This window comes from Saccharothrix longispora (assembly GCF_030852425.1).
Lineage (GTDB): Bacteria > Actinomycetota > Actinomycetes > Mycobacteriales > Pseudonocardiaceae > Actinosynnema > Actinosynnema longispora.
Genome location: NZ_NSDM01000034.1, coordinates 1 through 24,499 on the forward strand (window position 1 = coordinate 1; position 24,499 = coordinate 24,499).

At 72.4% G+C, this 24,499-nt stretch carries 16 protein-coding genes; 4 read left to right on the plus strand and 12 right to left on the minus strand.

Annotation, left to right across the window (positions count from 1 at the left end; translation table 11 throughout):
• On the plus strand, window positions 1-754 hold a 754-nt coding region (locus CKY47_RS36215; protein ID WP_306750902.1), incomplete at its 5' end, for an HNH endonuclease signature motif containing protein.
• Between the two features lie 14 nt (window positions 755-768).
• On the opposite strand, the gene CKY47_RS36220 is transcribed toward CKY47_RS36215, so the two are convergent.
• The 10 genes from CKY47_RS36220 to CKY47_RS36265 all read right to left on the minus strand — a co-directional run bounded on the left by CKY47_RS36220 (window position 769) and on the right by CKY47_RS36265 (window position 19,727).
• Entirely contained in the window at window positions 769-2,676 is a 1,908-nt protein-coding gene (locus tag CKY47_RS36220; protein ID WP_306750903.1) for a glycosyl hydrolase family 95 catalytic domain-containing protein, read from the minus strand.
• Entirely contained in the window at window positions 2,645-4,612 is a 1,968-nt protein-coding gene (locus CKY47_RS36225) for a beta-galactosidase (RefSeq protein WP_306750904.1), read from the minus strand. The genes CKY47_RS36220 and CKY47_RS36225 overlap by 32 nt, the downstream gene beginning before the upstream one ends.
• Window positions 4,609-5,517, minus strand: a complete 909-nt coding sequence (locus CKY47_RS36230) for a carbohydrate ABC transporter permease (RefSeq protein WP_306750905.1) — start codon at window positions 5,515-5,517, stop codon at window positions 4,609-4,611. Before CKY47_RS36230 ends, CKY47_RS36225 begins: the two co-directional genes overlap by 4 nt.
• Entirely contained in the window at window positions 5,514-6,488 is a 975-nt protein-coding gene (locus CKY47_RS36235; protein WP_306750906.1) for an ABC transporter permease, read from the minus strand. The genes CKY47_RS36230 and CKY47_RS36235 overlap by 4 nt, the downstream gene beginning before the upstream one ends.
• Complete coding sequence (locus tag CKY47_RS36240; protein ID WP_306750907.1) at window positions 6,475-8,097, minus strand: extracellular solute-binding protein; 1,623 nt, start codon at window positions 8,095-8,097, stop codon at window positions 6,475-6,477. Before CKY47_RS36240 ends, CKY47_RS36235 begins: the two co-directional genes overlap by 14 nt.
• 25 nt (window positions 8,098-8,122) lie before the next feature.
• Window positions 8,123-10,084, minus strand: a complete 1,962-nt coding sequence (locus CKY47_RS36245) for a glycoside hydrolase family 31 protein (protein ID WP_306750908.1) — start codon at window positions 10,082-10,084, stop codon at window positions 8,123-8,125.
• A gap of 68 nt (window positions 10,085-10,152) precedes the next feature.
• A complete protein-coding gene (locus CKY47_RS36250; RefSeq protein ID WP_306750909.1) occupies window positions 10,153-11,151 on the minus strand; it encodes a LacI family DNA-binding transcriptional regulator in 999 nt (332 codons plus the stop codon).
• A 1-nt stretch (window position 11,152) separates the two neighbouring features.
• Window positions 11,153-13,699, minus strand: coding sequence for a beta-glucosidase family protein (locus CKY47_RS36255; protein WP_306750910.1), 2,547 nt, complete (start codon window positions 13,697-13,699; stop codon window positions 11,153-11,155).
• A 279-nt stretch (window positions 13,700-13,978) separates the two neighbouring features.
• Window positions 13,979-16,831, minus strand: coding sequence for a glycoside hydrolase family 48 protein (locus CKY47_RS36260; RefSeq protein WP_306750911.1), 2,853 nt, complete (start codon window positions 16,829-16,831; stop codon window positions 13,979-13,981).
• A gap of 208 nt (window positions 16,832-17,039) precedes the next feature.
• A complete protein-coding gene (locus CKY47_RS36265) occupies window positions 17,040-19,727 on the minus strand; it encodes a glycoside hydrolase family 9 protein (protein ID WP_306750912.1) in 2,688 nt (895 codons plus the stop codon).
• A gap of 613 nt (window positions 19,728-20,340) precedes the next feature.
• Between CKY47_RS36265 and CKY47_RS36270 the strand changes: the two genes are divergently transcribed.
• The 3 genes from CKY47_RS36270 (at window position 20,341) to CKY47_RS36280 (ending at window position 22,449) form a co-directional block, all read left to right on the plus strand.
• The gene (locus tag CKY47_RS36270; protein ID WP_306750913.1) at window positions 20,341-21,765 is read left to right on the plus strand and encodes a glycoside hydrolase family 6 protein; all 1,425 of its coding nucleotides are present in this window, start codon (window positions 20,341-20,343) and stop codon (window positions 21,763-21,765) included.
• Window positions 21,766-21,850: 85 nt separating this feature from the next.
• Window positions 21,851-22,078 carry a hypothetical protein gene (locus CKY47_RS36275; RefSeq protein ID WP_306750914.1) on the plus strand — a complete coding sequence of 76 codons (228 nt, stop codon included), beginning with the start codon at window positions 21,851-21,853 and terminating at the stop codon, window positions 22,076-22,078.
• Window positions 22,075-22,449 (plus strand): YchJ family protein, encoded by a 375-nt coding sequence (locus CKY47_RS36280; RefSeq protein WP_306750915.1) that lies wholly within the window; start codon window positions 22,075-22,077, stop codon window positions 22,447-22,449. Before CKY47_RS36275 ends, CKY47_RS36280 begins: the two co-directional genes overlap by 4 nt.
• Before the next feature lie 21 nt (window positions 22,450-22,470).
• Here CKY47_RS36280 and CKY47_RS36285 read toward each other — a convergent pair whose 3' ends face one another.
• Window positions 22,471-23,565 carry an MCE family protein gene (locus tag CKY47_RS36285; protein WP_306750916.1) on the minus strand — a complete coding sequence of 365 codons (1,095 nt, stop codon included), beginning with the start codon at window positions 23,563-23,565 and terminating at the stop codon, window positions 22,471-22,473.
• Window positions 23,562-24,476 carry an MCE family protein gene (locus tag CKY47_RS36290; RefSeq protein ID WP_371320800.1) on the minus strand — a complete coding sequence of 305 codons (915 nt, stop codon included), beginning with the start codon at window positions 24,474-24,476 and terminating at the stop codon, window positions 23,562-23,564. The genes CKY47_RS36285 and CKY47_RS36290 overlap by 4 nt, the downstream gene beginning before the upstream one ends.
• Between the last annotated feature and the right edge of the window lie 23 nt (window positions 24,477-24,499).

Sequence of the window (24,499 nt, forward strand, 5' to 3'; positions counted from 1 at the left end):
CGCCGAACAGGACCGCGTGGACGAGGTGGACGAACCCGCCGCCAAGACCGGCGACGTGCTGCACCTGCGCGACCTGCCCGGCGGACGACTCGAATTCTTCGGCGAACTGTCCGCCGAGAGCGGCGCGCGGTTCACCGCGATGCTCGAACCACTCCCCACACCCCACCCGGACGGCCCCCGCGACGCGGCACGACGGCGCGGTGAGGCGTTCGCCGACCTGATCGCACTGGCTTCGCGGTCGGGCGACCTGCCCACCGAAGCCGGAGAACGGCCGCACATCAGCGTCACCATCGACCACGACACCCTCCGCCGGGGCGTCGGGCACGCGGTGCTCGACGGCGACCACCACCTCAGCGCAGCCCAAGCCCGCCGCACCGCCTGCGACGCCACAGTCCTCCCCGTCGTCCTCGGCGGGGCGTCCGAAGTACTCGACCCCGGCCGCGCCAAGCGGACCGTGAGCACCGCCCAACGCCGCGCACTGCACGCCCGCAACCGGGGCTGCGCCTTCCCCGACTGCCACCGACCACCCCAGTGGTGCGACGCCCACCACATCCAACACCGGGCCGACGGCGGCACCACCGACCTGGACAACCTCGCCCTGCCCTGCCGCACCCACCACACACTCATCCACCACACACACCGGCGGATCACCACCACCGGCGGGACACCGACCTTCATCCCACCCCGACACACCCACCCCGCACAGAGGCCACGCCAGAACCTGCTCCACCGACCACCCGCGGTGGCGGCGTGAGCCGTGGCCTCGGTTCACCAGGACAGGTCGTGCCGCGTTCCCGGGCGCACCCGCAGCACTTCGACGCGCTCCCCGTGCCGCAACACGACCTCGCGGGCCGTGCGGGCGGTGATCGCGACCGCCTCCGGTTCGCCGTCGCGCCAGCGCAGGTCCACGGTCAGGCCGCCGCGCGCCCGCAGGCCGGTGACGCTCCCGTGCCGCCACCGGGTGGGCAGCGCGGGCAGCAGCTCCACCACGCCGGTGTGGCTCTGCACGAGCATCTCGGCCACGGCGGCGGGCAGGCCGAGGGAGCCGTCCACCTGGAACGGGTCGGCCGCCACCAGGTTCTCGCAGCGGGGCATGGCGGCGAGCAGCGACGCGGCGCGCGTGCCGTCGCCCAGCCTGGCCCACAGGGCTGCCTTCCACGCGTGCGACCAGCCGGGGCCTTCGTCGCCGCGCTCCTCCAGCACCCGGCGGGCGGCCTCGGCCTCGGGGGTGCCGTGCCGGATGCGGCTGCCCGGGTAGAGGCCGACCAGGTGCGACACGTGCCGGTGCCGCGGCTCGGTTTCGGGCGCCTCGCGGGCCCACTCCAGCAGTTGCCCCCGGGAGCCGATCGGCAGCGGCGGCAGGCCGTCCAGGAGGGAGGTGTCGACCGGCAGGTCCAGCACCTCCCCCGCCTCGCGCAGGCGGGTGAACAGCTCCCACACCAGGGTCAGGTCCATGGTGGAGCCGACGCCCACCGCCACCGGGTTGCCGGACGGGCTCTCGTAGTGGTTCTCCGGTGACGTGGACGGCGCGGTCGTCAGGACGCCGTCGTGCTCGAACACCCACGACCGGCAGAAGTCGGCCGCACCGAGCATCAGCGGCCAGGCACGGGTGCGCAGCCACTCCGCGTCGCCGGTGAAGGCGTAGTGCTCCCACAGGTGCAGGCACAACCAGACGCCGGCCATCGGCCAGTTCGCCCACGCCGGGTCGCCCTGCACGGGGGTGGTCAGGAACCACGGGTCGCTGTTGTGGTGGGCGCACCAGCCGTCCGCGCCGTACAGCGACCGTGCGGTCTCCGCCCCGCGCGGGGCGAGCCCGTCGACGAAGTCGAACAGCGGTTCGTGGCATTCGGGCAGCCCCGTGGGCTCGGCGGCCCAGTAGTTCATCTGCGTGTTGATGTTGAGCGTGTAGTTCGACCTCCACGGCGGGTCGGCGTGCGGGTTCCACACGCCCTGGAGGTTCGCGGGCAGGGTGCCGGGTCGGGACGAGGCGATCAGCAGGTACCGGCCGTACTGGAACAACAGCGCGGTGAGCGCCGGGTCGTCGGCGGGCCACTCGTCCACGGGCGCGTCGGGCGCGGGTCCGAGGTCGAGCGCGACCCGGTCGAACAGCGCCCGGTGGTCGGCGACGGCCCGGTCGTGGAACTCCCGCCACGGCGGTGGGTCGGCCAGGCCGGCGTAGAAGACGACCGCGCCCGGTTCCTCGACCCGGGTGAGGGGCAGCGCCCGGTCCACGTCCGCCGTCACGTGCGGCGCGCCCTCGACGCGCACGGCCAGCGCGTGGTGCTCGGAGGAGCACACGGCGACCTGCCGGACGCCCCCGGAGTAGCGCACGGCCGCCACGCCGGTGCGCAGGTCGAGCGACCGCTCGTAGCCCTCCCCCGGCTCCAGGCCGTGCACCCGGAGCGTGCCCAGCGGTTGGTAGACGCCGGTGTCGGGTCCCTGGACGGACCGCAGCAGCTCCTCGGCCCCCTCCGGGTCGCCCGCCAGCACGGCCTCGCGGGCGGCGAGCACCCGTGCCACGCCGTCGACGGGCCGGGCGGGCGCGCCGGACCACATCCGGTCGTCGTTGAGGTCGAACCGGCCGGTGCCCCAGCACATCGCGCCGAACCGGCCGCTGCCCAGCGGCAGCGCCCCCTCCCACCGCTCAGCGGGACCGCTGAACCAGAGCCGCGACACCGAACCTCCCCAGGGTCAGCGAACCGGACACGACCGTGCCGGACAGCAGGTCGTCGTGCGCACCCGGCACGTCCACCCGCACGTCGGCGACGCCGTGGTTGACCAGGAACAGCACCTCGCCGCGGCGCACCGCCTCGACCCCGCGCGGCACCGCGAGGACCGGGTCGACGCCGGCCTCGGCGAGCACCCGGTCGAGCAGCGCGCGGGTCCCCTCCGGCGACGGCCGGGTGCCGACGTACCAGGCCGTGCCCGTGCCGAAGCGGTTGCGCAGCACGACCGGCACCCCGCCGTCGACCAGCGACGCGACCACCTCGGCGCCCTCGGCGCGCAGGTCGTCGCACCAGGAGTCCGCGGTGAACCCGCCCAGTGAGGCGGAGGCGCACCGCACCACCTCGTCCGGGCCGAGCGGCGCCATCTCCTCGACGCGCAGGCCGAGCAGCTCCCGGAACGGGGCCGGGTAGCCGCCCAGGCGCACCCGGTCGTGCTCGTCGACCACGCCGGAGAAGAAGCCCATCACCAGCGTGCCGCCGCCCTCGACGTAGGACACCAGCGGCGCGGGGTCGCGGACGAGGTACAGGTTGGGCACGACCACCAGGCGGTAGCGGGTCAGGTCGGCCGCCGGGTGGGCGAAGTCGACCGCGACGCCCGCGTCGAACAGCGGCTCGTAGAAGTCGCGCACGCGCCTGAGCACGTCGAAGTCGGCCGAGGGGTGCGCGTCGAGCCGGGCCGCCCACCAGCTCTCCCAGTCCAGCACCACGGCCACCGACGCCGTCACGTCCGTCCCGGCGACCGGCGCGAGGGCCTCCAGGTCCGCGCCCAGCGCCGCGACCTCGCGGAACACCCGGCTGTCGGGTCCGGCGTGCGGGACCATGCCGGAGTGGAACTTCTCCGCGCCGCCCGCGGAGGCCCGCCACTGGAAGAAGCACACCGCGTCCGCGCCGCGCGCCACCGCCTGCACCGACTGGGCGCGCAGCTGCCCGGCGGGTTTGGGCGGGTTGCGCCGCCGCCAGCTCACCGCGCTCGTCGCCTGCTCCATGAGCAGCCACGGCCCGTCCTTCAACGACCGCATCAGGTCGAAGCCCAGCGCGCTGACCACGTGCGCGGTCGGGTCGGCCGGGTCTGGGTACCAGTCGTGCGAGACAACGTCCTCCTCGCGCGCCAGCGCCCAGTAGTCCAGCGGCGCGTCGAGGCCCATGAAGTTCGTGGTCACCGGCACGTGCGGGGTGTGCCGGCGCAGCACGTCGCGCTCTGCGGTGAAGTGCCCCAGCAGCGCGTCGGAGCAGAACCGGGCGAAGTCGAGCCGCTGGCCGGGGTTGATCAGGTAGGGGGCGCGGCGCGGCGGCACGACCTCGTCCCACTCGCCGTAGCGCTGGCTCCAGGCCGCGGTGTGCCAGGCCGCGTTGAGCGCGTCCAGCGAGCCGTGCCGGGCGCGCAGCCACGTCCTGAAGTGCTCGGCGGTCACGTCGCAGTGGCACACCTGGCCCAGCTCGTTGCCGACGTGCCACAGCGCCAGCGCCGGGTGGTCGCCGTACCGCGCGGCCAGGTCGTCGACCAGCGCCAGCGCGTGCTCCCGGTACACCGGGGACGACGGGCAGAACTGGTTGCGGGAGCCGTAGGACAGGCGGTGGCCGTCGAAGTCGACCGGCAGCGTCTCCGGGTGCCGGTGCCCGAGCCAGGGCGGCGGCGACGCGGTCGGGGTGGCCAGGAAGACCTCGATGCCGCCGTCGTGCAGCAGGTCGAGGACCCGGTCCAGCCAGCCGAGGTCCCGCTCCCCCGGTCGCGGCTCGATGCGCGACCAGGAGAACACGCCCACGGTCACCGTGGTGACGCCCGCCTCGCGCATCAACTCGACGTCGCGCGGCCACACCTCCTCGGGCCACTGCTCGGGGTTGTAGTCGCCGCCGTACCGCAGCCGTCCGTCCGCGAGCCGGGTCATCCCTTGATCGCCCCCACGATCACGCCCTTGGTGAAGTGCTTCTGAACGAACGGGTAGACGAGGAGCACGGGCACGACCGCGATCACCACCACCGCCATCTTCACCGCGAGCGTCGCCACCAGGCCCCCGGTGCCGTCCAGCGTGGAGTCCGCCGGGCTCGCGCCGGGGATCGGCTGGCCCTGGAGCACGTAGGCGCGCAGCACCAGCTGCAACGGCCACTTGTCGGTGGAGTTGAGGTACAGGAACGCGTTGAAGAACGCGTTCCAGTAGCCGACCGCGTAGAACAGCGCGATGACCGCCGTCACGCCCTTGGACAGCGGTAGCACGATCCGGGTCAGCACCCGGAAGTCGCCCGCGCCGTCGATGCGGGCGCTGTCCACCAGGTCCTGCGGGATGTTCATGAAGAACGACCGCAGCACCACCAGGTTGAAGGCGGCCACCGCGCCGGGCAGCACGAGCGCCGCGTAGGTGTCGAGCAGGCCCAGCGACTGCACCAGCAGGTAGGTGGGGATCAGGCCGGGTCCGAACAGGAACGTCAGCAGGACCACGAACAGCAGCGGCCGGTGCGCGAACGAGCCCGGCCGGGACAGGCCGTAGGCGGCGAGCAGCGTCACGACCACGCTGAACAGCGTGCCGACGACCGTGATGCCGGTGCTGACCAGCACGGACCGGGTGACGGTGCCGCCGGACAGCAGTTCGGCGTAGGCGCCGAGGGTGAACCCGTCGGGCACCACCACGAGACCGCCGGCCTCGGTGATGGCGGTGGACGGCGACACGCTGGTCAGCACCACCACCCACAGCGGGAACAGCACGGCCAGCAGCACGACGCCGACCACCACGGCCTTCACGGCCTGGCCGAGCCGGGTCGGGGCCTCGTCCCACGCGGGGCGCACTGCTGCGGTCATCGGGAGTACACCCCCTGCTCGCCGACCAGGTGCGCGACCTTGTTGGCCGCGAGCACCAGCGCCAACCCGACGAGGCCCTTCACGAGGCCCGCCGCGGCGGCGTAGGAGAAGTCGGAGTTCACCACGCCGGTGAAGTACACGTACGTGTCGAGGACTTCCGCGGTGGCCGCGCCCACGGCGTCGCGCTGGAGCAGGAACTGCTCGAAGCCCACCGTGAGCGCCTCGCCGAGGCGCAGGATGAGCAGCAGCACGATCACCGGGATCAGCGCGGGCAGCGTCACGTGCCACATGCGCCGCCACCGCCCCGCGCCGTCCACGGCCGCCGCCTCGTACAGCGAGGTGTCCACGGTGGACAGGGCAGCCAGGAACACGATCGCGCCCCACCCCGCGTCCTTCCACACCGACTGCGCGGTGACCAGGACGAGGAACAGGTCCGGGTCGGTCATCACGTCCACCGGGGAGAACCCGTGCGAGCGCAGGAACTGGTTGAGCACGCCCGCGCCGCCCAGCATCTGCTGGAACAGCGTGATGACCAGCACCCAGGAGAAGAAGTGCGGCAGGTAGACCACGCTCTGCACGAACATCCGCAGCCGGGGCGAGAGCAGGCTGTGCACGAGCAGCGCCAGGCCGATCGGCACCGGGAAGTAGAACACCAGCTGGAACGCGGTGATCGTCAGCGTGTTGGCGGTGGCGTCCCAGAAGGCGGGGTCGCCGACGATCCGCGCGAAGTTCGAGAACCCGACCCACTGGCTGCCCGCGATGCCGACGTACGGCGAGTAGTCCTGGAACGCGACCGCGTTGCCGAACAGCGGCACGTAGTGGAACACCACCAGCAGCACCACGGCGGGCGCCACCATCACGAGCAGCGCCCAGTCGCGGCGCAGCCGGCGGGCCCAGGCGGCGCGGCGGGGTGGGGAGGCGGGGCGGCCCGCCGAGACGGCGGGCCGCTCCAGCAGGTCAGCGCCCGGCATCGGTGAGCGCCTTGTCGTAGAACTCGCGCAGCTCGTCGCCGCCGGCCTTGCGCCAGTCCTCGGCGAGCTTGCCGACCTCGGAGACCGGGGTGCGCCCGCGCAGGATGTCGTTCGTCCGGTCCTCGAACTGCTTGGGCAGCTTGGAGTGCTCGGCGGGCTCCTCGATGCGCAGCCCGAACGTGGGCGGCTTGACCTGGTGCTGCTGGGCGTCGGCGAGCCAGGCGTGCAGCGACTCGACGTAGTCGGGGTACTGGGTCTCCACGATGGCGTCCGGCGGCGAGGCGAGGAAGCCGTAGGTGAGGGTGATCTCCTTGCGGCCCAGCTCGTTGAGGTCGGGCGCGCCGCCCGCGCCGCGGGCGCTGTGCTTGCCCTCGGTGCCGTAGCGCAGCAGGAAGTGCTCCTCGGTGCCGATGGGCGCGGCGGCGAAGTCCGCCACCTTCAGCAGCTCGCGCACCCGGTCGTCGGGGAGGTCCTTGCGGATCAGGGTGACCATCGCGGTGGGCGGGCTCACCGGGTAGGACGGTTTGCCGCCGTCGTGCGCGAACAGCGGGAAGGCGTCCATGCGGAAGCCGGGGTTGGTGGGCCGCTGCTGGGCCAGCGCCTCGCGCCACGCGCCCAGGCCGTCCTGGTAGACGAGCATCTGCCCGCCCGCGAACAGCTCCTTGACGCGGGTCGTGCTGCCCGCGACGAGGTCGGGGTGCACGTACCCGGCGGCGTACAGCGACTGGGTGAACTTGACCGCCTCGGTGTACGCCTCGGTCTCGATCTTGTTGACGACCTTGCCGGAGGGGTCGCGGCTCCAGTCGCCCGGGTCGCCGAACATGCGGATCATCGAGCGGAACACGTCGCCGACGGCCCACCGGTTGGCGCCGGGGTCGTTGACCTCCTTGCACAGCGCCACGAACTCGTCGGCGTTCTTCGGCGGTTCGACGCCGAGCTGCTCGAAGATGTCGCTGCGGTAGAACATCGCCTCGGGGAACGGCTTGTCCGGGAACGGCACGCCGTAGAGCCGGCCGCCGTAGACGCAGGCGTGCCACGCGTCGGTGGGGATGTTCGCCAGCAGCGGGTAGTCCTTCACCTTGTCCCCGGCGAGGAAGTCGGTCAGGTCGCGGAACACCTCACCGACGCCCTCGCTGAAGCGCGGCGGGATGGTGAACGTCGGCATGACGGTCATCTCCGGCACGTTCCTGCCGGCCATCATCGCGGCCAGCTTCGCCGCGTAGTCGCTGCCCTGCACCAGGTCGAACTTCACCACGCCGCCGAGGCGCTCGTTGACGACGTCGTAGTAGGAGTTCTCGCCCAGGCCCGGCGGGACGGGCCAGAACGCGGGGGTCATGGCGGTGACCTCGCCGCCCTTGAGCGGCTTCTCCTCCACCGCCGCGACGAGCGTGTCCGGGAACTTCAGGTAGCCGGGCGCGGAGCCGTTCACACCGGGCAGGTCGGGCTTGGCGAACTCGACCGGGATGTGCGCGGGCAGCACCTTGGCCAGCGCGTCGGCGTCGAGCGCGCTGCCGGTGTGCTGGGCGGCCGTGCCGCCGCAGCCCACCAGGAATGCGCCGCCGACCGCGGCCGAGAAGCCGAAGAAACCTCTGCGGGTGAGGTTGTCCATGGTGGAAACGCCCCTTTGCGTCGGGTCAGAAGGGTTGTGCGCCGTCGCGCACGAAGAGGGGGATGCGGTGCAGCGGCGCGTCCGCCAGGACGGTCCGCCCGCCCTCGTGGACCTCGCCGGTCGCGTGGTCGGTCCACCGCGCGCCCGCCGGCAGGCGCACCTCCCGTGACCGCTCGCCGTGCCGGTACACCGGGGCGACGAGCAGGTCCGGGCCGAACAGGAACTGGTCGTCCACGGCCCAGGCGGCCTCGTCGTGGGGGAAGTCGACGAACAGCGGCCGCATGGGCGGCAGGCCGGTCTCCGTGGCGACGCGCATCTGCTCCAGCACGTAGGGCCGCAGGCGCTCCCGCAGCCGCATGGCGGCGGTGATGTGCTCGTACGCCTCGTCGCCGTAGGACCACACCTCGTTGGGCCCGCCGGTCATGGTCGGGTGCAGCGGCACGTCGGGGTCGCGGAAGCCGTGCAGCCGGAACAGCGGGCACAGCGCGCCGTACTGGAACCAGCGGACGATCAGCTCGCGGTACTCGGGCGACGCCTGGTCGCCGCCGTGGAAGCCGCCGATGTCGGTGGTCCACCAGGGGATGCCGGACAGCGCCACGTTGAGCCCGGCGCGGATCTGCGCGCCCAGGGACTCGAAGGTGGCCGGGATGTCGCCGGACCACAGGGCGGCGCCGTAGCGCTGGCTGCCCGCCCACGCCGAGCGGTTGAGGGTGATGATCTCCGTCTCGCCCTCGGCGCGCATGCCCTCGAAGAACGCCCTGGCGTTGTTCACCGGGTAGGCGTTGAGCACTTCGAGGCCGGGGCCGTCGTGGGTGAGCAGGTTCTCCGGCGCGCCGGGCTTCAGCTCGGGTTCGCACGCGTCGAGCCACCACACGCGCACGCCGTGGTCGTAGTAGTTGCGCTTGACCCGGTCCCAGACGAACGCGCGGGCCTCCGGGTTGGACGCGTCGTAGAACGACACGCCCACCTCGCCCTCGACGCCCTTGTCGGGCCAGTCGGCGTGCACCGGCGGTCCCTGCTCGGTGGCGATGAACAGGCCGCGCTCCAGCATCACCGGGTAGTTCTCGGACAGCGGGCTGACCGAGGGCCACACCGACACCATGAGCTTGACGCCCATCCCGTCCAGCTCGCGCACGGCGGCGGCCGGGTCGGGCCACTCGGCGGGGTCGAAGCGCCACTCGCCCAGGTGCGTCCAGTGGAAGAAGTCGACGACGATCACGGACAGCGGCAGGCCGCGGTCGCGGTACTCGCGGGCGACGGCCAGCAGCTCCTCCTGGGAGCGGTAGCGCAGCTTGCTCTGCCAGAACCCCGCCGCCCACTCGGGGAACTCCGGGGCGTGGCCGGTGGCGTCGGCGTAGTTGCGCAGCACGTCGGCCGGGTCGCCGGCGGTGAGCCAGTAGTCGATCTGGCGGGCGCTGTCGGACACCCAGCGGGTGCCGGTGCGGCCCAGCTCGACGCGGCCGACGGCGGGGGTGTTCCAGAGCAGGCCGTAGCCGCGGCTGGACACCAGGAACGGGATGGTGACCTCGGCGTTGCGCTGCACCAGCTCGACGACCGCGCCCTTCTGGTCGAGCAGGCCGTGCTGGTGCTGGCCCAGGCCGAAGAGGCGTTCGCCGTCGTAGGCGCGGAAGTTCTGCGCCACGCGGTGGTAGCCGTTGCCGGTCGAGGTGAACAGCCGGGAGCCGGGCCACCAGAAGTGGATGCGCTCCTCGGCCAGCAGTTCGGTCTGGGTGTCCTCGCGGACGAACCGCAGCAGGCCCTCGCCCAGCTCCACGCGCAGCTTCCCGTTGACCAGGACCGCGCTCGCCTGCCCGACCTTCACCTCGACCTCGGCGTCGGGCCGCCCGACCAACGCGCCGGGCACGTCGTCGCGCACGCCGGTCAGCCCCACCCGCACGCGGACGGCGTCGGGTCCCCACGCCTCCACGCGCACCACCTGGTGGCCGTCGCGCCAGTCGAATCCGCCGCTGATCTCGCGCAAGCCCATCCGGTGTTCCTCCTGTTGAGTTCGAAGCGCTTCGACGGCACCCGGCGGAGCGGGCCGGGGACGCGGGGTCAGCGCGTGGTGCTCGCCCGCTCGGTCAGCCGTGGCGGCAGCAGCGTGAGCGGGGGCGTCGGGGTGCGGTCGAGCTTGGCCATCAGCAGCGCGACCGCGTGGTGGCCGAGCTGCTCGGCGGGCACCGCCACCGAGGTCAGCGGCGGCATCAGCCGCTCGGCCTGGTCGTCGGGGCAGATCGCGATCACCGCGATGTCGTCGGGCACCTTGCGGCCCAGCGTGCGCAGCACCTCCACGACCGAGGGCAGGGCGGCCTCGTTGTGCACGACCAGGCCGGTCACGGCGGGGTGCCGGTCCAGCAGGCCCGTGATGGCCACGCGCACCGACTCGTGGTCGGGTTCGGTGGGCAGGGTCGTGGAGGCGACGCCGCGGCGCATGGCGGCGGCGCTGAACCCGGCCATGGTGCGGTGCGCGAAGCCTGTGTCGCGCTGGTAGACCGCGCGCGGCGCGCCGACGAGCGCCAGGTAGGTGTGCCCGAGGTCGGCCAGGTGGTCCACGCAGCGGGCCCCCGCCTCGGCGAAGTCCAGGTCCACGCACGTCAGACCGGCCGCGTCGGCGGGGAAGCCGATCAGCACCGAGGGCCGGTCCAGCTCCCGCAGCACCGGCACGCGCTCGTCGTGCATCTCCACGTCCATCACCAGCAGGCCGTCGACCTGGGCGCTGCCCGCCACCCGGCGCAACCCGGCCGCGCCCTGGTCGGCGGTCACCAGCAGCACGTCGTGGTCGTGCCTGCGGGCCGCGTTGGCTACCGCGACGACGAACTGCATCAGCACCGGCATGTGCATGCCCTCGCGCACCGGCAGCACCAGCGCCAGCACGTTGGCCCGGTTGCTGGCCAGCGACCGGGCGCCCGCGTGCGGGTGGTAGCCCAGTGCCCGCACGCTCGCCTCGACCCTGGCCTTGGTCGCCGTGGAGATCGAGCGGCGCCCCGTCAGCACGTACGACACGGTGCTGGGGGCGACCCCGGCGTGCCGCGCGACATCGGCGATGGTGACCACGTCAACGCACCTCCCTCACCCGCACGCCCGCCGCCGCGGCGGTGAGCACCAGCGACGCGCCGTCGCGCCGCGAGACCCGCGTGCCCGGCGGCGCCGACCGCTCGCCGTCCACCACGTCGTGGAACGCGATCCAGCCGCCCTCGCGGGTGAACTCCACCTCGTCGTCCACCAGCCGCACGCCGTCGCAGTCGTCGAAGTCGACGGCCCGCAGCACCCCGGCGCGCGGCGCGATCACCTCGCCCTCGACGTCGATGTCGAGGCGTGCCCTGATCTCGCGGGACGAGGAGCCGACTGCCAGCTCGTAGCGCCCGGTCTCGACGACGCGGCGCCCCGTCGTGACGTCCCAGTGCCACAGGTGCCCGACGGGCAGCTCGACGGTCGCGGTCTCCCCCGGTTCGAGGTGCACGCGCCGGAACGACTGGAGCCTGCGCACGGGCTGCCGCACCCTGGGCCGCCGGGCCGACGAGTACAGCTGCACGACCTCCGCGCCGGGCGCGAGGCCGGTGTTGGTGATCGACACGCGGGCGACACCGCCGTCGTGGGCCAGGTCCGAGTAGTCGAACGTCGCGTAGCCCAGGCCGTGGCCGAACGGGAACAGCGGGTCGCCGGTGAAGTACAGGTACGTGCTGCCCGCGCGGATGACGTCGTAGTCGAGCACGTCGGGCAGGTCGTCGTCGGAGCGGTACCAGGTCTGGGGCAGCCGGCCGGACGGCGAGTACGCGCCGAACAGCGCCTCGGCCACGGCGCGGCCCTGCTCCTGCCCGCCGTGCGCGGTCCACACGATCGCGGGGAGCCGCTCCTCCTCGCCGTCGAGGGTGTACGGGTAGCTGCTCACCAGCACCAGCACGGTCCTCGGGTTGGCCTCGCGGACCGCCCTGACCAGGTCGAGGTTCGGCAGGCGCAGGGTGGTGCGGTCCTGGGTCTCGCGGCCGTTGACGTGCGGGTCGTTGCCCAGCACGAGGACCGCGACCTCGGCCCGGGCGGCGAGCTCGGCCGCGGCGGCGGTCCCGTCGACGACCAGCTCCACGGTGAACGGACCGATGTCGGTGCCCTGGACCTTGTTGCGCAGGACGACCCCGTCGTCGGTGGGGCGCGGCTCGAACAGCTCGCGCACGTCCCAGCCGCCGGGCGTGACGGCCTCGGCGACCAGCGTGCCGTCCTGCCGCACCCCGAGGTAGCGGCGCGACGCCACGTCCCGCAGCGTCCACACCCCGTCGCCCCAGTCGAACCGGTCGAACAGCGCCCGGTCGCCGAGCCCGACGACGCCGCCGCGCACCCCGAGGTGGCGGCCGTCCGCCGCGCGCAGCGCGATCCGGTCGACGCCCTCGTGGTGGGCGACGGTCGCGAACTGCTCCAGTCCGGTGCGGACGGTCACCCGGTAGGGCAGGGTGCCGCTGTACCAGTCCTCGAAGACGGTGTCCGCGTGCGTGCCGATGACCGCCAGGTCCACGCCGGACCGCAGCGGCAGGAAGGAGTCGTTGCGCAGCAGCACGACCGCTTGCCGCGCCGCCTCCAGCGCCAGCTCGCCGTGCGTGCCGATGACGTCGGACGTGATCGCCGCGTACGGGTTGCCGTCGGCGGGGTCGCCGTCGGGCGGGTCGAACTCGCCCAGCCGGAACCGCAGCGCCAGCACCCGGCCCACGGCGCGGTCGACGACCCCCTGCTCCAGCAGGCCGTCCTCGATCGCGGTGGTGACGCTCTCGATCGTCAGCGTCGGGTCGGCGTCCTGGTCGGTGAAGCTGTCCAGGCCCGCGTTGAGCATCGCGGCGTGCGCCTCGGCGTGGGTGGGCAGGTACGCCTGCACCCCGGCCACGTTCGACGGCGCGTAGGCGTCGCTGACCGCGGCCAGGCCGTCCGGTGCGCACGGCCGCAACTCGGCGTCCAGCAGCGGCGTGAGGTGCGCGGGGCGGCCGTTGACCAGGTTGTAGGCCAGCATCACGGCGACCGCCGCACCCGCCTCGACCGGGCCGAGGAAGCACGGCAGCTCGTACTCGTGCAGCACGCGGGGGCGCAGGTCCGACGACGTCGTGCAGCGGTCGTCCTCGTTGTTGTAGCCCAGGAAGTGCTTGAGCGTGGGCGCGGTGCGCAGGTAGCGCGGGTGGTCGCCGCGCAGGCCGCGGGCGTAGGCCGTGCCCATCTCGGCGGTGAGCACCGGGTCCTCGGAGTAGCCCTCCTCGTTGCGGCCCCAGCGCGGGTCGCGCAGCGGGTTCACCACCGGCGCCCACACGTTGAGGCCGTGCGCGACGGGGTCGCGGTGGTGGAAGCCGCGCGCCTCGACGCCGGTCGCCTCGCCGACCCGGCGCACCAGGTCGGTGTCCCACGACGCGCCCAGGCCGACCGCCTGCGGGAACACGGTGGCCTCGCCGAGCCACGCCACGCCGTGCAGCGCCTCCAGGCCCGTGCGGAACTCGGCGAGGCCCAGTCGGGGCACGGCGGGTTGCCGCTGGTGGAGCATCGCCACCTTCTCCTCGGCGGTCAGCCGGCCGAGGAGGTCGGCGACCCTGGTCTCCACCGGGAGCCCCGGGTCGCGGAACGGCAGCGGGTCCACGGCACACCTCTCGCGCTCGTCGAATTCGTCGAATGTCCAGGTATGTGAATCGAAACGATTCGATTCGTGACCGGAGATCACCCCGTTCGGCTCAGCGGCGGGGGGTGCCAAAAATGTGGCACAGGTCTCCGAGTCGAGTCAACACCGAAGTTTCGCGAATGTTTCGATTCGAGGAGTTCGAATCGAATGCGTTCGACATTCGAGACGCGATGTCGTGACCACGCCGAACACCCCCCTCACCACGTCGTGAGGGGGGTGACGGCGACCTTCGGTTGGGTCCTACCCGAACAGCTCCACGTGCAGCTGGAACGCCGTGGCGATCTCAGCCTGCGCCCAGAACCGGTGGTAGGTGAAGGTCGGCGCGGGGCCGCCGTCCAGGTAGGCCTGGACCTTCGGCCAGTCCGGGTCCTGCTTGAACATGGACCGGATGTCGGTGAACGAGACGCCCGGCCGGATCTGGTCGCCGTTGGGCATGGTGCCCGACCAGCCCGACGGGACGTACGGACCCTCGCGCGTCGACGTGTTGTACGTGTCGTCGAAGCGGTTGTAGTCCGCCCGCGTCTCGGGCACCGCGATGCCCTTGTCGTCCCGGTGCGCCAGCAGCGCCGTCAGGAGGCCCTCACCGACGGTCTTCGCCTGGGCGTTGCCCGACTCGGCCGCGTAGTTGAGGAGCGTCTTGGCGTAGGACGCGGCGATGCCGACGTCCTGGCTGTGGTTGAGCACCCGCACGCGCAGGTTCGCGTTGGCGCCCGGGTTGGTGGCGTTCCAGTTGTCCGGCGCGCCGGTCCACTCCAGGTCGGACGGGATCTGGAACGCCCCGTTCGCGCCGACGGTGGTGTTCGCGATGGCCCAGGGGACCCACTTGTCGAGGATCTTCTTGGCCGCCGCGTTGCCCGTCATCTCGTACAGGGCGGCGGTGCGCTCCATCTGCCACGCCTGGAAGCCGAACCAGCGGTTCGACGGCGGGTCGCGCCACACCGGGTGGGCGTCGTAGAACATGCCGTAGAAGGTCGGCGTGCCGGCCGGGGGCTGGCCGTACGAGCCTTCCCACGTGTTCGTGACACCACCGGCGATGCCGCCGTCGGCCGACTGGAGCCACTGCAGCATCTCCAGCTGGCGGGTCATCGAGGTGGCCCAGTCCTGCTGGCCGGTCGCCGACTTCGGCTTCAGGGCCGGCACGTTCGCCAGCGCGTAGGCCGCCAGGGGGTTCTGGTAACCCTGGTGCGAGGCGCCGGAACCGATGCGCCACGCCCAACCGGCGGACGTGTCGGTGGCGCCGCCCCACGCGTAGTACCAGGACATCAGGTAGTGCGCGCTGTCCTTGCCGGTGCCACCGGGGCAGGTGGTCGGGCTGGTGCAGTTGCCGATCTTCTTGAAGTACTTGTCGAACATGGCGTAGCGGAGGTAGTCGCCCATCTTGGCCGCCTTCGCGACCTCCGGGGCGATCTCGCTGCCCTTGCCCTGCTCGGTCGCCCACTCCTGCGCCAGCAGCGCCACCTGCACCGCACGCGCGTCGGCGTCCGGGGCGTTGGTGTACTTGTACTGCTTGGCGTAGCTCGCGTCCTTGGTGAACAGGTCGAGGTAGCCGTTGGGGCCACCGTGCGCGAACGTGTCGCAGGACGGCTGCGGGATGGTCTCCCACACCGACTCCGACGAGCCGCGCTGGTAGGTGTTGATGTACGCGGGGGCCGCGTCGGACTCGTCACCGCACCGGCCGAAGCCGTAGGTGTTGTCGACGTCGATCAGCCAGTGCATGCCGTAGATGTCGTCGGTCCCGTAGGCCGACTTCAGCTCGGCCGCGATCGGGTCGCGGCCCACCGGCGCGTTGCTGTCGAGCTGGGACGGGTACTGGTCCATCCGCGGGTGCTCGGGGGCGTACGTCGCCGGCTTGGACGGGTCGTACTTGTTGTTCGTCGGCTGGTCGGCCGTCGCCGGGATGATGTACTTCTCCATCGAGGCCCAGGCCTTCTTGAACGAGGCCCACTCACCCGTGATCCGGGCGTAGCTGGCCTCCAGCCACAGGTAGTAGCTGAACGCCTCGGACGTGGTCTGGTGACCGTGGTCCGGCGCCTCGACCATCAGCGTCTCGATCGAGTGGTACGGGACCTTCAGGCCGTCCGGGAACGTCCGGAAGTAGCCGCTGGCCGGGTCGTGGATCTTGGCGTACAGGTCGAGGAACGCCTGCTCGAAGTCCGACGCGGAGCCGTCGACCTCGCGCACCTCGACCGTGGCCGGGGCGATGCCGGTGGAGCTGACCGTGAACGTGGCCGTGCCCAGGGCGCCGCCGTTGTCCGCCGAGGTGACCGTGACGTTCTGCTTGGTCGCCCAGTTCGACGGGGTGAAGGTCAGCGACGCGGGACCGGCCGTGAGGTCGGTGCTGCCCGCGGAGCGGGAGACCGCCACCGTGACGTTGGCCGTCGGCGCGGTCGCCAGCGACACGCCGAACGTGCCGGTGTTGCCCTGCCGGACGCTCAGCGAGTTCGGGCTGACCTGGACCGCCTGGCCCGCGAGGACCCGGATGCCCACGGCGGTCGACGTGCCGACCCCGCCCTTGTCGTCGGTGGCCCGGGCGGTGATGGCGTGCTCGCCGACCGCGGCACCGGTCCACGAGCCCGTGAAGGGCGCCGAGGTGTCGGTCGCGACGACCACGCCGTCCGCCAGGAAGTCCACCTTGGCGACGCTGCCGTCGGTGTCCGCCGCGGTCGCGGCCATCGCGATCGCCGCGCCGCTCTGGAACGCCTGTCCCGCCGTCGGCGAGGTCAGCGACACGCTCGGCGCGGTGTTCGGGCCGGTGCAGGGCGTGCCGTTGAGCGCGAAGTCGGTCGGCGGGTTGTTGCTGCCGGTCCACGAGCCGTTGAAGCCGACCGTGGTCTGCGCGCCGGACGCGAGGTTGGGTGACCAGGTCGGAGCGGCCACGGTGACCACCGAGCCGCTCTGGCTGAACGTGCCGCTCCACCCCTGCTGGACGCGCTGTCCGTTCGGGAAGGTCCACGTGAGGCGCCAGTTGTTGACCGCGTCACCCTGGTTGCGGATGGCCACGCTGGCGCCGAAGCCGCCCTGCCACTGGTTCGTGACCTGGTAGTTGACCGTGCACGTCACGGCCGCGTTCGCCACGGGGGCGACGAACGGCATAACACCCGCGGCGGTCGCTGCCGCGGCTATCAGCGCGAGCGGTCCGGTGCGCAACCGTCCCGCTCTGGTGCGGTACCTCATGCGTCCTCCTCCTGCACGGATCAGCCGTTGACCCGCGAGCTTCCAAAAAGGCGGCGGTGTGGGGCGGGAGCTGGGTTCGGCACGGGACGCCTGGGCGCGCAGAACGCCCCGTGCCGGGTCTGCGTGCCTAGGGTTCGACGCCCCAGGCGAGGGTGGTGCCGGTGTAGGCGGTCACCCGGTCGAAGTCGGCCAGCGCGGTGGTGGCGCGGTAGCTGTGGTCGTTCGACTGGTCGAACGGCGACCAGTCGGACTTGGCCACCCGCAGCTGGACGTCACCGGTGCTCGCGCCCGGCGCGAGGGACCCCGCGCCGAAGGTGACCTGGAGGTAGGAGTCCGCGCCGGGCCGCGCGGTCGGGAGCGTGACGACGGTGGCGCGCACGTTCGCGCAGCCGACCACCGCCCAGTCGCAGAACACCTGGTGGTTCGCGGTGGCGCCGTCCCGGGTGAACCAGTACCGCAGGGTGACCGTCGACCGGTCGACCGCCGCGGTCCCCCGGTTGACGGCGGCGAGCGTGACGCCGATCTGGTTGACGCTCGTGCCACCGCCGCCGCGCTGCTGGGCGACCACCGAGCCGGTGGGGCCGGTGCCGGCGGAGCGGGTCCGGAAGGTCGCGACCGCGCCGGTCGCGGACGTGTTGCCCGCGCCGTCGCGGGCCCGGACGGCGAACGAGTAGGCGGTGTCCGGGCTGAGCCCGGTGAGCTGGAACGCCGGGGTGGCCGGGGCACCTGCGATCGTGCCGTCCGCCCGGAGCACGTCGTAGCCGACCACCCCGACGTTGTCGGTGGACGCCGTCCAGCGCAGCGTCGCGCCGCTGCCGGTGACGTCGGACACTGTGAGTCCACCCGGAACGGTGGGCGCCTCGCGGTCCACCACCGCCGGGCCGGGCTCGCGGCCCCACAGCACCGCGCCGTCCTGCACCAGGGTGAGGCGGTCGGTCTGCGCGACGGTGTTGCCGGAGCCCAGTCCCTCGTGGGACCAGTCGTTGGCGGGGTCCCAGGTCCCCGTGCTGGTGATGCGGAACTGCACCTCGTGCCGGTGCGCGGACTGCCCGCCCGGGTACACGCCGGGGCACGGCACGTCCACGTAGTACACCTGGCCACTGTGCTGCCGGGGCGCGCTCGGCGTGCCGCACTGGTTGTAGTTGGTGGTGACGGTGATCTGGTCGGGTGTCGTCGCGCCGTCGAGGGTGAAGTAGTAGCGCAGCGAGCCGGTGAACGCCCGGGCCGGCCACGCGGACCTGTTGAGGATGAACGACTTCACCTCGGTGAAGCCGGGCGCGCTCTGGTTGACCGAGGCCTGCACGGTCAGCTCCGGGCCGTCGGGGGTCTCGGCGACCGGGAAGTCCGCGAGCGGCGTGCCGCCGTACTCGGCGTGGAGGCGGGCGAGCGCGCCGGTGAAGCCCGCGTTGTAGTCCAGCGCGACCTCGTTGGCGATGTAGTCGGTGCGGTCGTCGGTGTAGGCGTCGTTGTTCGTGCTCGGGCCGCCGACCAGCGCGCCGTACAGGACGTGCCTGCTGGTGGCGGGTTCCCGCATGGTGTCGGCCCACGCGCCGTGCGCGGTGCGGTGGTGCGGGTTGCGCGGCGGGTTCGCGCCGAAGCCGACGACGAAGCTGGACTTGCGCGGGTTGTCGCCGAGCGCGTAGTTCACCTGCCGCACGCCGAAGTCGTGGTAGGTGGTGGCGCGCGCCGGGTCGGTGGCGCGCAGCCAGTCGGCGTGCGTCAGCGCGACGAACGCGGTGTTGGCGGCGTAGCGCAGCGAGCCCCAGGTGTCGAGCACGGCCTGGCCGCCGGGCGAGTACCGGACCCGGTTGCCCTGGTACCCGGTGGTCCAGTAGTCCAGCCAGCGGTTCGTGTCGTCCACGTACTGCTGCTCGCCGGTCAGCTTCGCCATCAGCGCGTAGGCGCCGTAGGACTTGTCGTCCCAGGCGATCGTCCACCGGTAGGACCGGGTCGTGCTCTGCGGTTCGGTGGACAGCTTCGGGTACTCGGCCTTGGCCTTGGCCAGGTAGGCCGCGTCACCGGTGGCGCGGTGCAGCCAGATGGCGCCCCACACCAGCTCGTCCTGGTAGCCGCTGTGGGAGTTGTAGAACTTCGCCGCGTCGGTGATGCAGGAGCTGTACTTGCCGCGGTGGGTGTCGGCGAAGGAGTACAGCTGCTTCGCGTGCGCCAGCAGGGTGTCCGCGTAGGTCGGGTCGGACCGCCGGAAGACCATGGACGAGGCGGCCATCGCGGCGGCGTACTCGCCCGCGAGGTCCGAGCCGGGGCAGGACGCGTCGACCTTGTAGGACGGGCGGGCCATCTGCATGACCTCGGCGGCGCCCCACCACTTGTGGTCGTCGTCGCCCGCGCCGACCTGCCCGTACACGACGTTCGGGCTCGGGTGCGCCTTGATGATCCAGTCGGTGCCCCACTTGAGGTTCGCGAGGAGGTGCCGGAGCTGGCCCGAGTCCTCGTAGGCGCCCCGGTTCTCCACCGCGCCCCACGCGAGCATGGTCATGCTCGCCGCGAACGGCAGGCCGAACTTGACGTGGTCGCCCGCGTCGTAGAAGCCGCCGGACAGGTCGAGGCCGACGTCGGCGCCGTCGCGCAGCGCCGAGTCGCCGCGCCAGTTCACCCGGTTGTCCGCCGGCAGGTCGCCGGACCGCTGCGCGTCGTAGAACCAGATCGACTTCTGGAGTGCTTCGCCGTAGTTGAACGCGGGCGCGGCGTCGGCCTGGACGGGGGCCTGTGCCGATGCCTGGATCGGGGTCGGGGTCACGGCGCTGACCAGCACGGCGAGCGTGCCGATCAGCACTCCGGACATGCGTCGTCGCATGCGGTTCCTCCGGGGGGCAGGGCGGTGGAGGTTTCTGGGAGCGCTCCCAGTGCGGGACTGTAACGGCATCGAAACACCGTGAAAAGAGGGTTCGACCACAAACCCTTGACAAGTTGACCTCACCAGGTCTCGCTTGGTGGGCCAAACGTTCGCCGCCGATGGACCGGATGCCGCAAGGCGGCCCTCGACGCCGGAGAGTCACCCCCGAACGCCCCCGCCTGCCGCACCTGCGGCCGACATGATGCCGGAGATGTCCGATTTCCGGGCACTTCCAGTCCGAACGGCCGCAAAGCCGATCGACCCGCCGGCGTAATTCGACAGATTTTCGACATCAACTTCACAGTCGACGCAATGCTTGCGACGCTCACCCGATCAGCGCAATACGCCATCACATCAGTTACCCAGGGTGTCGAACAGTACGGACTCCAGCGGGCAGGACCGATTGAGATGCGCCTCAACAGGGCTTTCGCGCACGCACCGTGAGCAATCGTGGGGACACCCCTGCGTCACACCCCCTTTTCCGCACGGTTTCGCAGTGGCTACAGTCCTGCCACCTGGGAGCGCTCCCAGTCCGGTCAGACCCCCGTTGCACCGACGCTGCGAGGACCTGCTGATGCACTCTCCCCAAGCACTCGGCCCCGACCGCGAGGGCCACCGCGCGCACTCCACGAGCAGGCTGGCCGCCGCGACGGCGTTGTCCGGCGCACTGGTCGCGAGCGCGGTGGCGCTCGTGCTCGGCGGCGGTGCGACCAACGCCCTGGCCGCCGACTCCGCGTTCTACGTCGTGCCCGACACCTCCGCGGCGCGGTGGGTGGCGCAGAACCCGGGCGACTCGCGGGCCGCGGTGATCCGCGACCGGATCGCCAACGTGCCGCAGGCGCGGTGGTACACCACGACCAACACCTCGCAGGTCCGCGCGCAGGTCGACTCGTTCGTCGGCGCGGCGGCGGCGGCCGGGAAGATCCCGATCATGGTCGTCTACAACATCCCGAACCGCGACTGCGGTGGCGCCAGCGGTGGCGGCGCCCCGTCGCACCAGGCGTACCGGGCGTGGGTGGACGAGGTCGCGGCCGGTCTCGCCGGGCGCCCGGCGTCGATCATCCTGGAACCGGACGTGCTGCCGATCATGAGCAGCTGCCAGAGCGAGGGCCAGCAGAACGAGACCAAGGCGTCGATGGCCTACGCGGGCAAGAAGCTCAAGGCCGGGTCGTCGCAGGCGAAGGTGTACTTCGACATCGGCCACTCGGCGTGGCTCACGCCGGCCGAGGCGGCGAACCGGCTGCGCGGGGCGGACATCGCCAACAGCGCCGACGGCATCGCCACGAACGTGTCGAACTACCGGTACACCCGGGACGAGGTCGCGTTCGCCAAGGCGGTGCTGAACAACCTGGGCGACAGCAGGTTCAAGGCCGTCGTCGACACCAGCCGCAACGGCAACGGGCCGCTGGGCAGCGAGTGGTGCGACCCGGCCGGGCGCGCGATCGGCACGCCCAGCACCACCGACACCGGCGACGCGCAGATCGCCGCGTTCCTGTGGGTGAAGCTGCCGGGCGAGGCGGACGGCTGCATCGCCGGCGCGGGCCAGTTCGTGCCGCAGCGCGCGTACGACATGGCGATGGCCGCGGGCCCGACCAGCACCACCACGAGCACGTCCAGCACCACCAGCACCACCACTACGACCACGACCACTACGACGAGCACGACGACGACCACCACGCCACCCGCGGGGACCGGGTGCCGGGTGAGCCATCGCGTGATCAACCAGTGGTCCGGCGGTTACAGCGGCGAGATCGTCATCGAGAACCGGGGTGCTTCGATCGACTCCTGGACGTTGACGTTCTCCGCACCCGGTGTGACCGTTTCCCAGGGCTGGAACGGGACGTGGACCGACACGGGCGACACCGTGCGCGTCGTCAACGCGTCCTGGAACGGCAGGCTCGCGACCGGCGGTACCGCGACCGTCGGGTACAACGCGAGCTTCAGCGGCGGCACCCCACCGTTCTCTTCTCCCACTGTGAACGGTGCGGCGTGCGCCTGATGCCGTGACAGCCCGCACCGGAGCGGCCCGCTTCCCCGACCTCGGCAGTCGTCGGGAGGCGGGCCGCTCCTTATACCCTGGGCAGGTGACCGAACCGATGCCCGCCGAGGCCCTCGCCGCGCTGGCCGACGACCCGAGTCCGGACATCCGCGCGAGCCTGCTCCTGCGCCCCGACGCGCCCGCCGAGCTGCGCTACCAGGTGCACGCGGCGCTCGCCGCCGAGGCCGCCGCCGGCGACCGCGCGGCCGAGAACGCCCTGGCGTGGGTGCGCCTCTCCCGGTCCGGTCGCACCGCCTGCGACGGTCCCGAATGAGCACCGCGTGCCCGTGCGGGCTGGGCGACCCGTACGAGCACTGCTGCGGCCCGTTCCACGAGGGCCGCAGGAAACCGCCGACCGCGGAGGCCCTCATGCGGTCGCGCTACAGCGCGTTCGCGGTGGGCGACGAGGACTACCTGCTCGCCACCTGGCACCCCACCACCCGGCCGGTGTCGCTGGGGCTGGACCCGGAGCAGCGCTGGAACCGCCTGGAGGTGCTGGGCCGCACCGGCGGCACGCTGTTCCAGACGACGGGCACCGTGGAGTTCCGCGCCCACTGCCGGGTTCGCGGCGCACGGGACGTGCTGCACGAGAACAGCCGCTTCGTCCGCGAGGACGGCGTGTGGCTGTACGTCAGCCCGGTCTGACCGGCGGCCCGGTCCGGCGGGTCAGCGGGGCGCGTTCTGCGAGCCCCGCACGCCGGTGGCCGAGCCGCGGGGCAGGGCGCAGGTCGCCCCCGTGTCGAACTCGCCCGCCGAGGTGTCGAGGCCGGTCTTCTTCCGCGTGCCCTCGTAGCCCGCGTGGCACGGCGGGGGGTCGAAGAAGGTCAGTGCCAGGCCGAACGACGCCTGGCCGCCGCGCACCGCCGACGCGCCCACCGAGACGGCGTCCGGCACGGTCACCAGCACCTGCTCCAGCTGGCCCTGGCGGGTGACCAGGACGTCCGCGGTGGTCAGGAGGTTGGACAGCAGCACGCCGAGGTTCGGCCCCGAGTCGCGCAGCAGGGCGCTGACCTCGGTGGCGGCTCCCGGTGCGGCGGCGATGACGCGCCTCAGGTCCCCGTCGGAGGCGCGCAGGCGCTCGGCGACCAGCAGGGCGCTGTCGGCGAACGAGTCGATCGCCGCCGAGTGGTCGAGCTGGGTCTGGAGCACGGTCGCCGAGTCGTTGAGCAGCCGCGTGGTCTGCGGCAGGTGCTCCCCCGCCGTCTCGATGAACCGCGTGGTGGCGTCGAGCAGCACCTGGAGGTCCGGGCCGGTGCCGCGCAGGGCCTGGTCGAGTTCGTCGACGACGGTGCGCAGCGAGTCCACCGGCACGGAGCGGGCCAGCTCGTCCAGGTCGGTCAGCACCTTCTCGACGGGCAGGGGCAGCCTGGTGCGCGACTCGGGGATGACCGAGCCGTCCACCAGGTACGGCCCGTCGGCACCGCGCGGACGCAGGTCCACGTACTGCTCGCCGACCGCCGACCGGTTGGCCACCACTGCCTCCAGGTCGGCCGGTATCGGCGGCGCGCCGGCCGTGATGCGCAGCTCGACCTCCACCCGGCGGTCGACCAGCCGGATCGGGCCGACCCTGCCGACGGGCACGCCCCGGTAGGTCACCTCGCCGCCGGTGAACAGGCCGCCGGTGCGGGCCAGCTCCACGCGCACCGCGTACCCGTCGTCCACGACGACCAGCCCGGCGTACTCCGCGCCGACGTAGCTGACGCCGAGCAGCGCGATGACGGTGAACAGCGCGATCCGCACGCGCACCCGGCGGGTGGTCATCGACGTCCTCCGGGTTTCAGCGTGAGGTAGGTGTTGAGGTAGTCGCCCTTGATGCCGTCGAGCACGGCGTCGGTGAACGGGAACGTGAGCAGCAGTTCGAGGGACTGCGGCAGGTCCTGACCGGCTTCGGCGAGCGTGCGCAGCGTCGGCTCCAGGGCCTTCAGGTCGGCGACCAGGTCCTCGCGGCTGCGGTCGACCACGTCGGTCGCGACCGAGGACAGCCGGTCCAGCGAGTCGAGCAGGCCGACGAGCTGACCGCGCTGCTCGTGCAGCACCCTCAGGCCGGGTTCCAGCCCGTCGAGCACCTCGCCGATGTCGGCCTTGCGGGACTCCAGGGACGACGCGAGCCGGTCCATGCCGTCGAGCGCGCGGGTGATCTCGTCCTTGTGCCCGTCGAGCGCGCCCACGAACCCGTCCACTGTGGACAGCAGCGACCGGGCGGCGGCCTCGTTGCCGGACAGCGCCGCGCCCAGCTCCCGCGAGATGTCCCGGATCTGCCCGATGCCGCCGCCGTTGAGCAGCATGGACAGCGCGCCGAACACCTCCTCCACCTCGGGGTTGCGGTTGGTCCGGGTCACCGGGATGACCGCGCCGTCCACCAGGGGCGTCGTCGAGCGCTGCGCCGGCGGGGCCAGCTCCACGTACTTCTCGCCCAGCAGGCTGGACTGGCGCAGCCGGGCCAAGGCGTTCGAGGGCAGCAGCACGTCGCCGCGCACGGCCACCCGCACGAGGGCCGTGGAGCCGTCCTCGGACAGCCCGATGTCCTCGACCTTGCCGACCGCGACGTCGTCCACCTTCACCCCGGCGTGCGGCACGAGGTCGAGCACGTCGTCGAACTCCACGACCACCCGGTAGGGCCGGTCGCCGAGGTCCGCGCCGCCGGGCAGCGGCAGGTCGTAGGCGCTCGGCATGGTCGAGCAGCCGGTGAGGACCA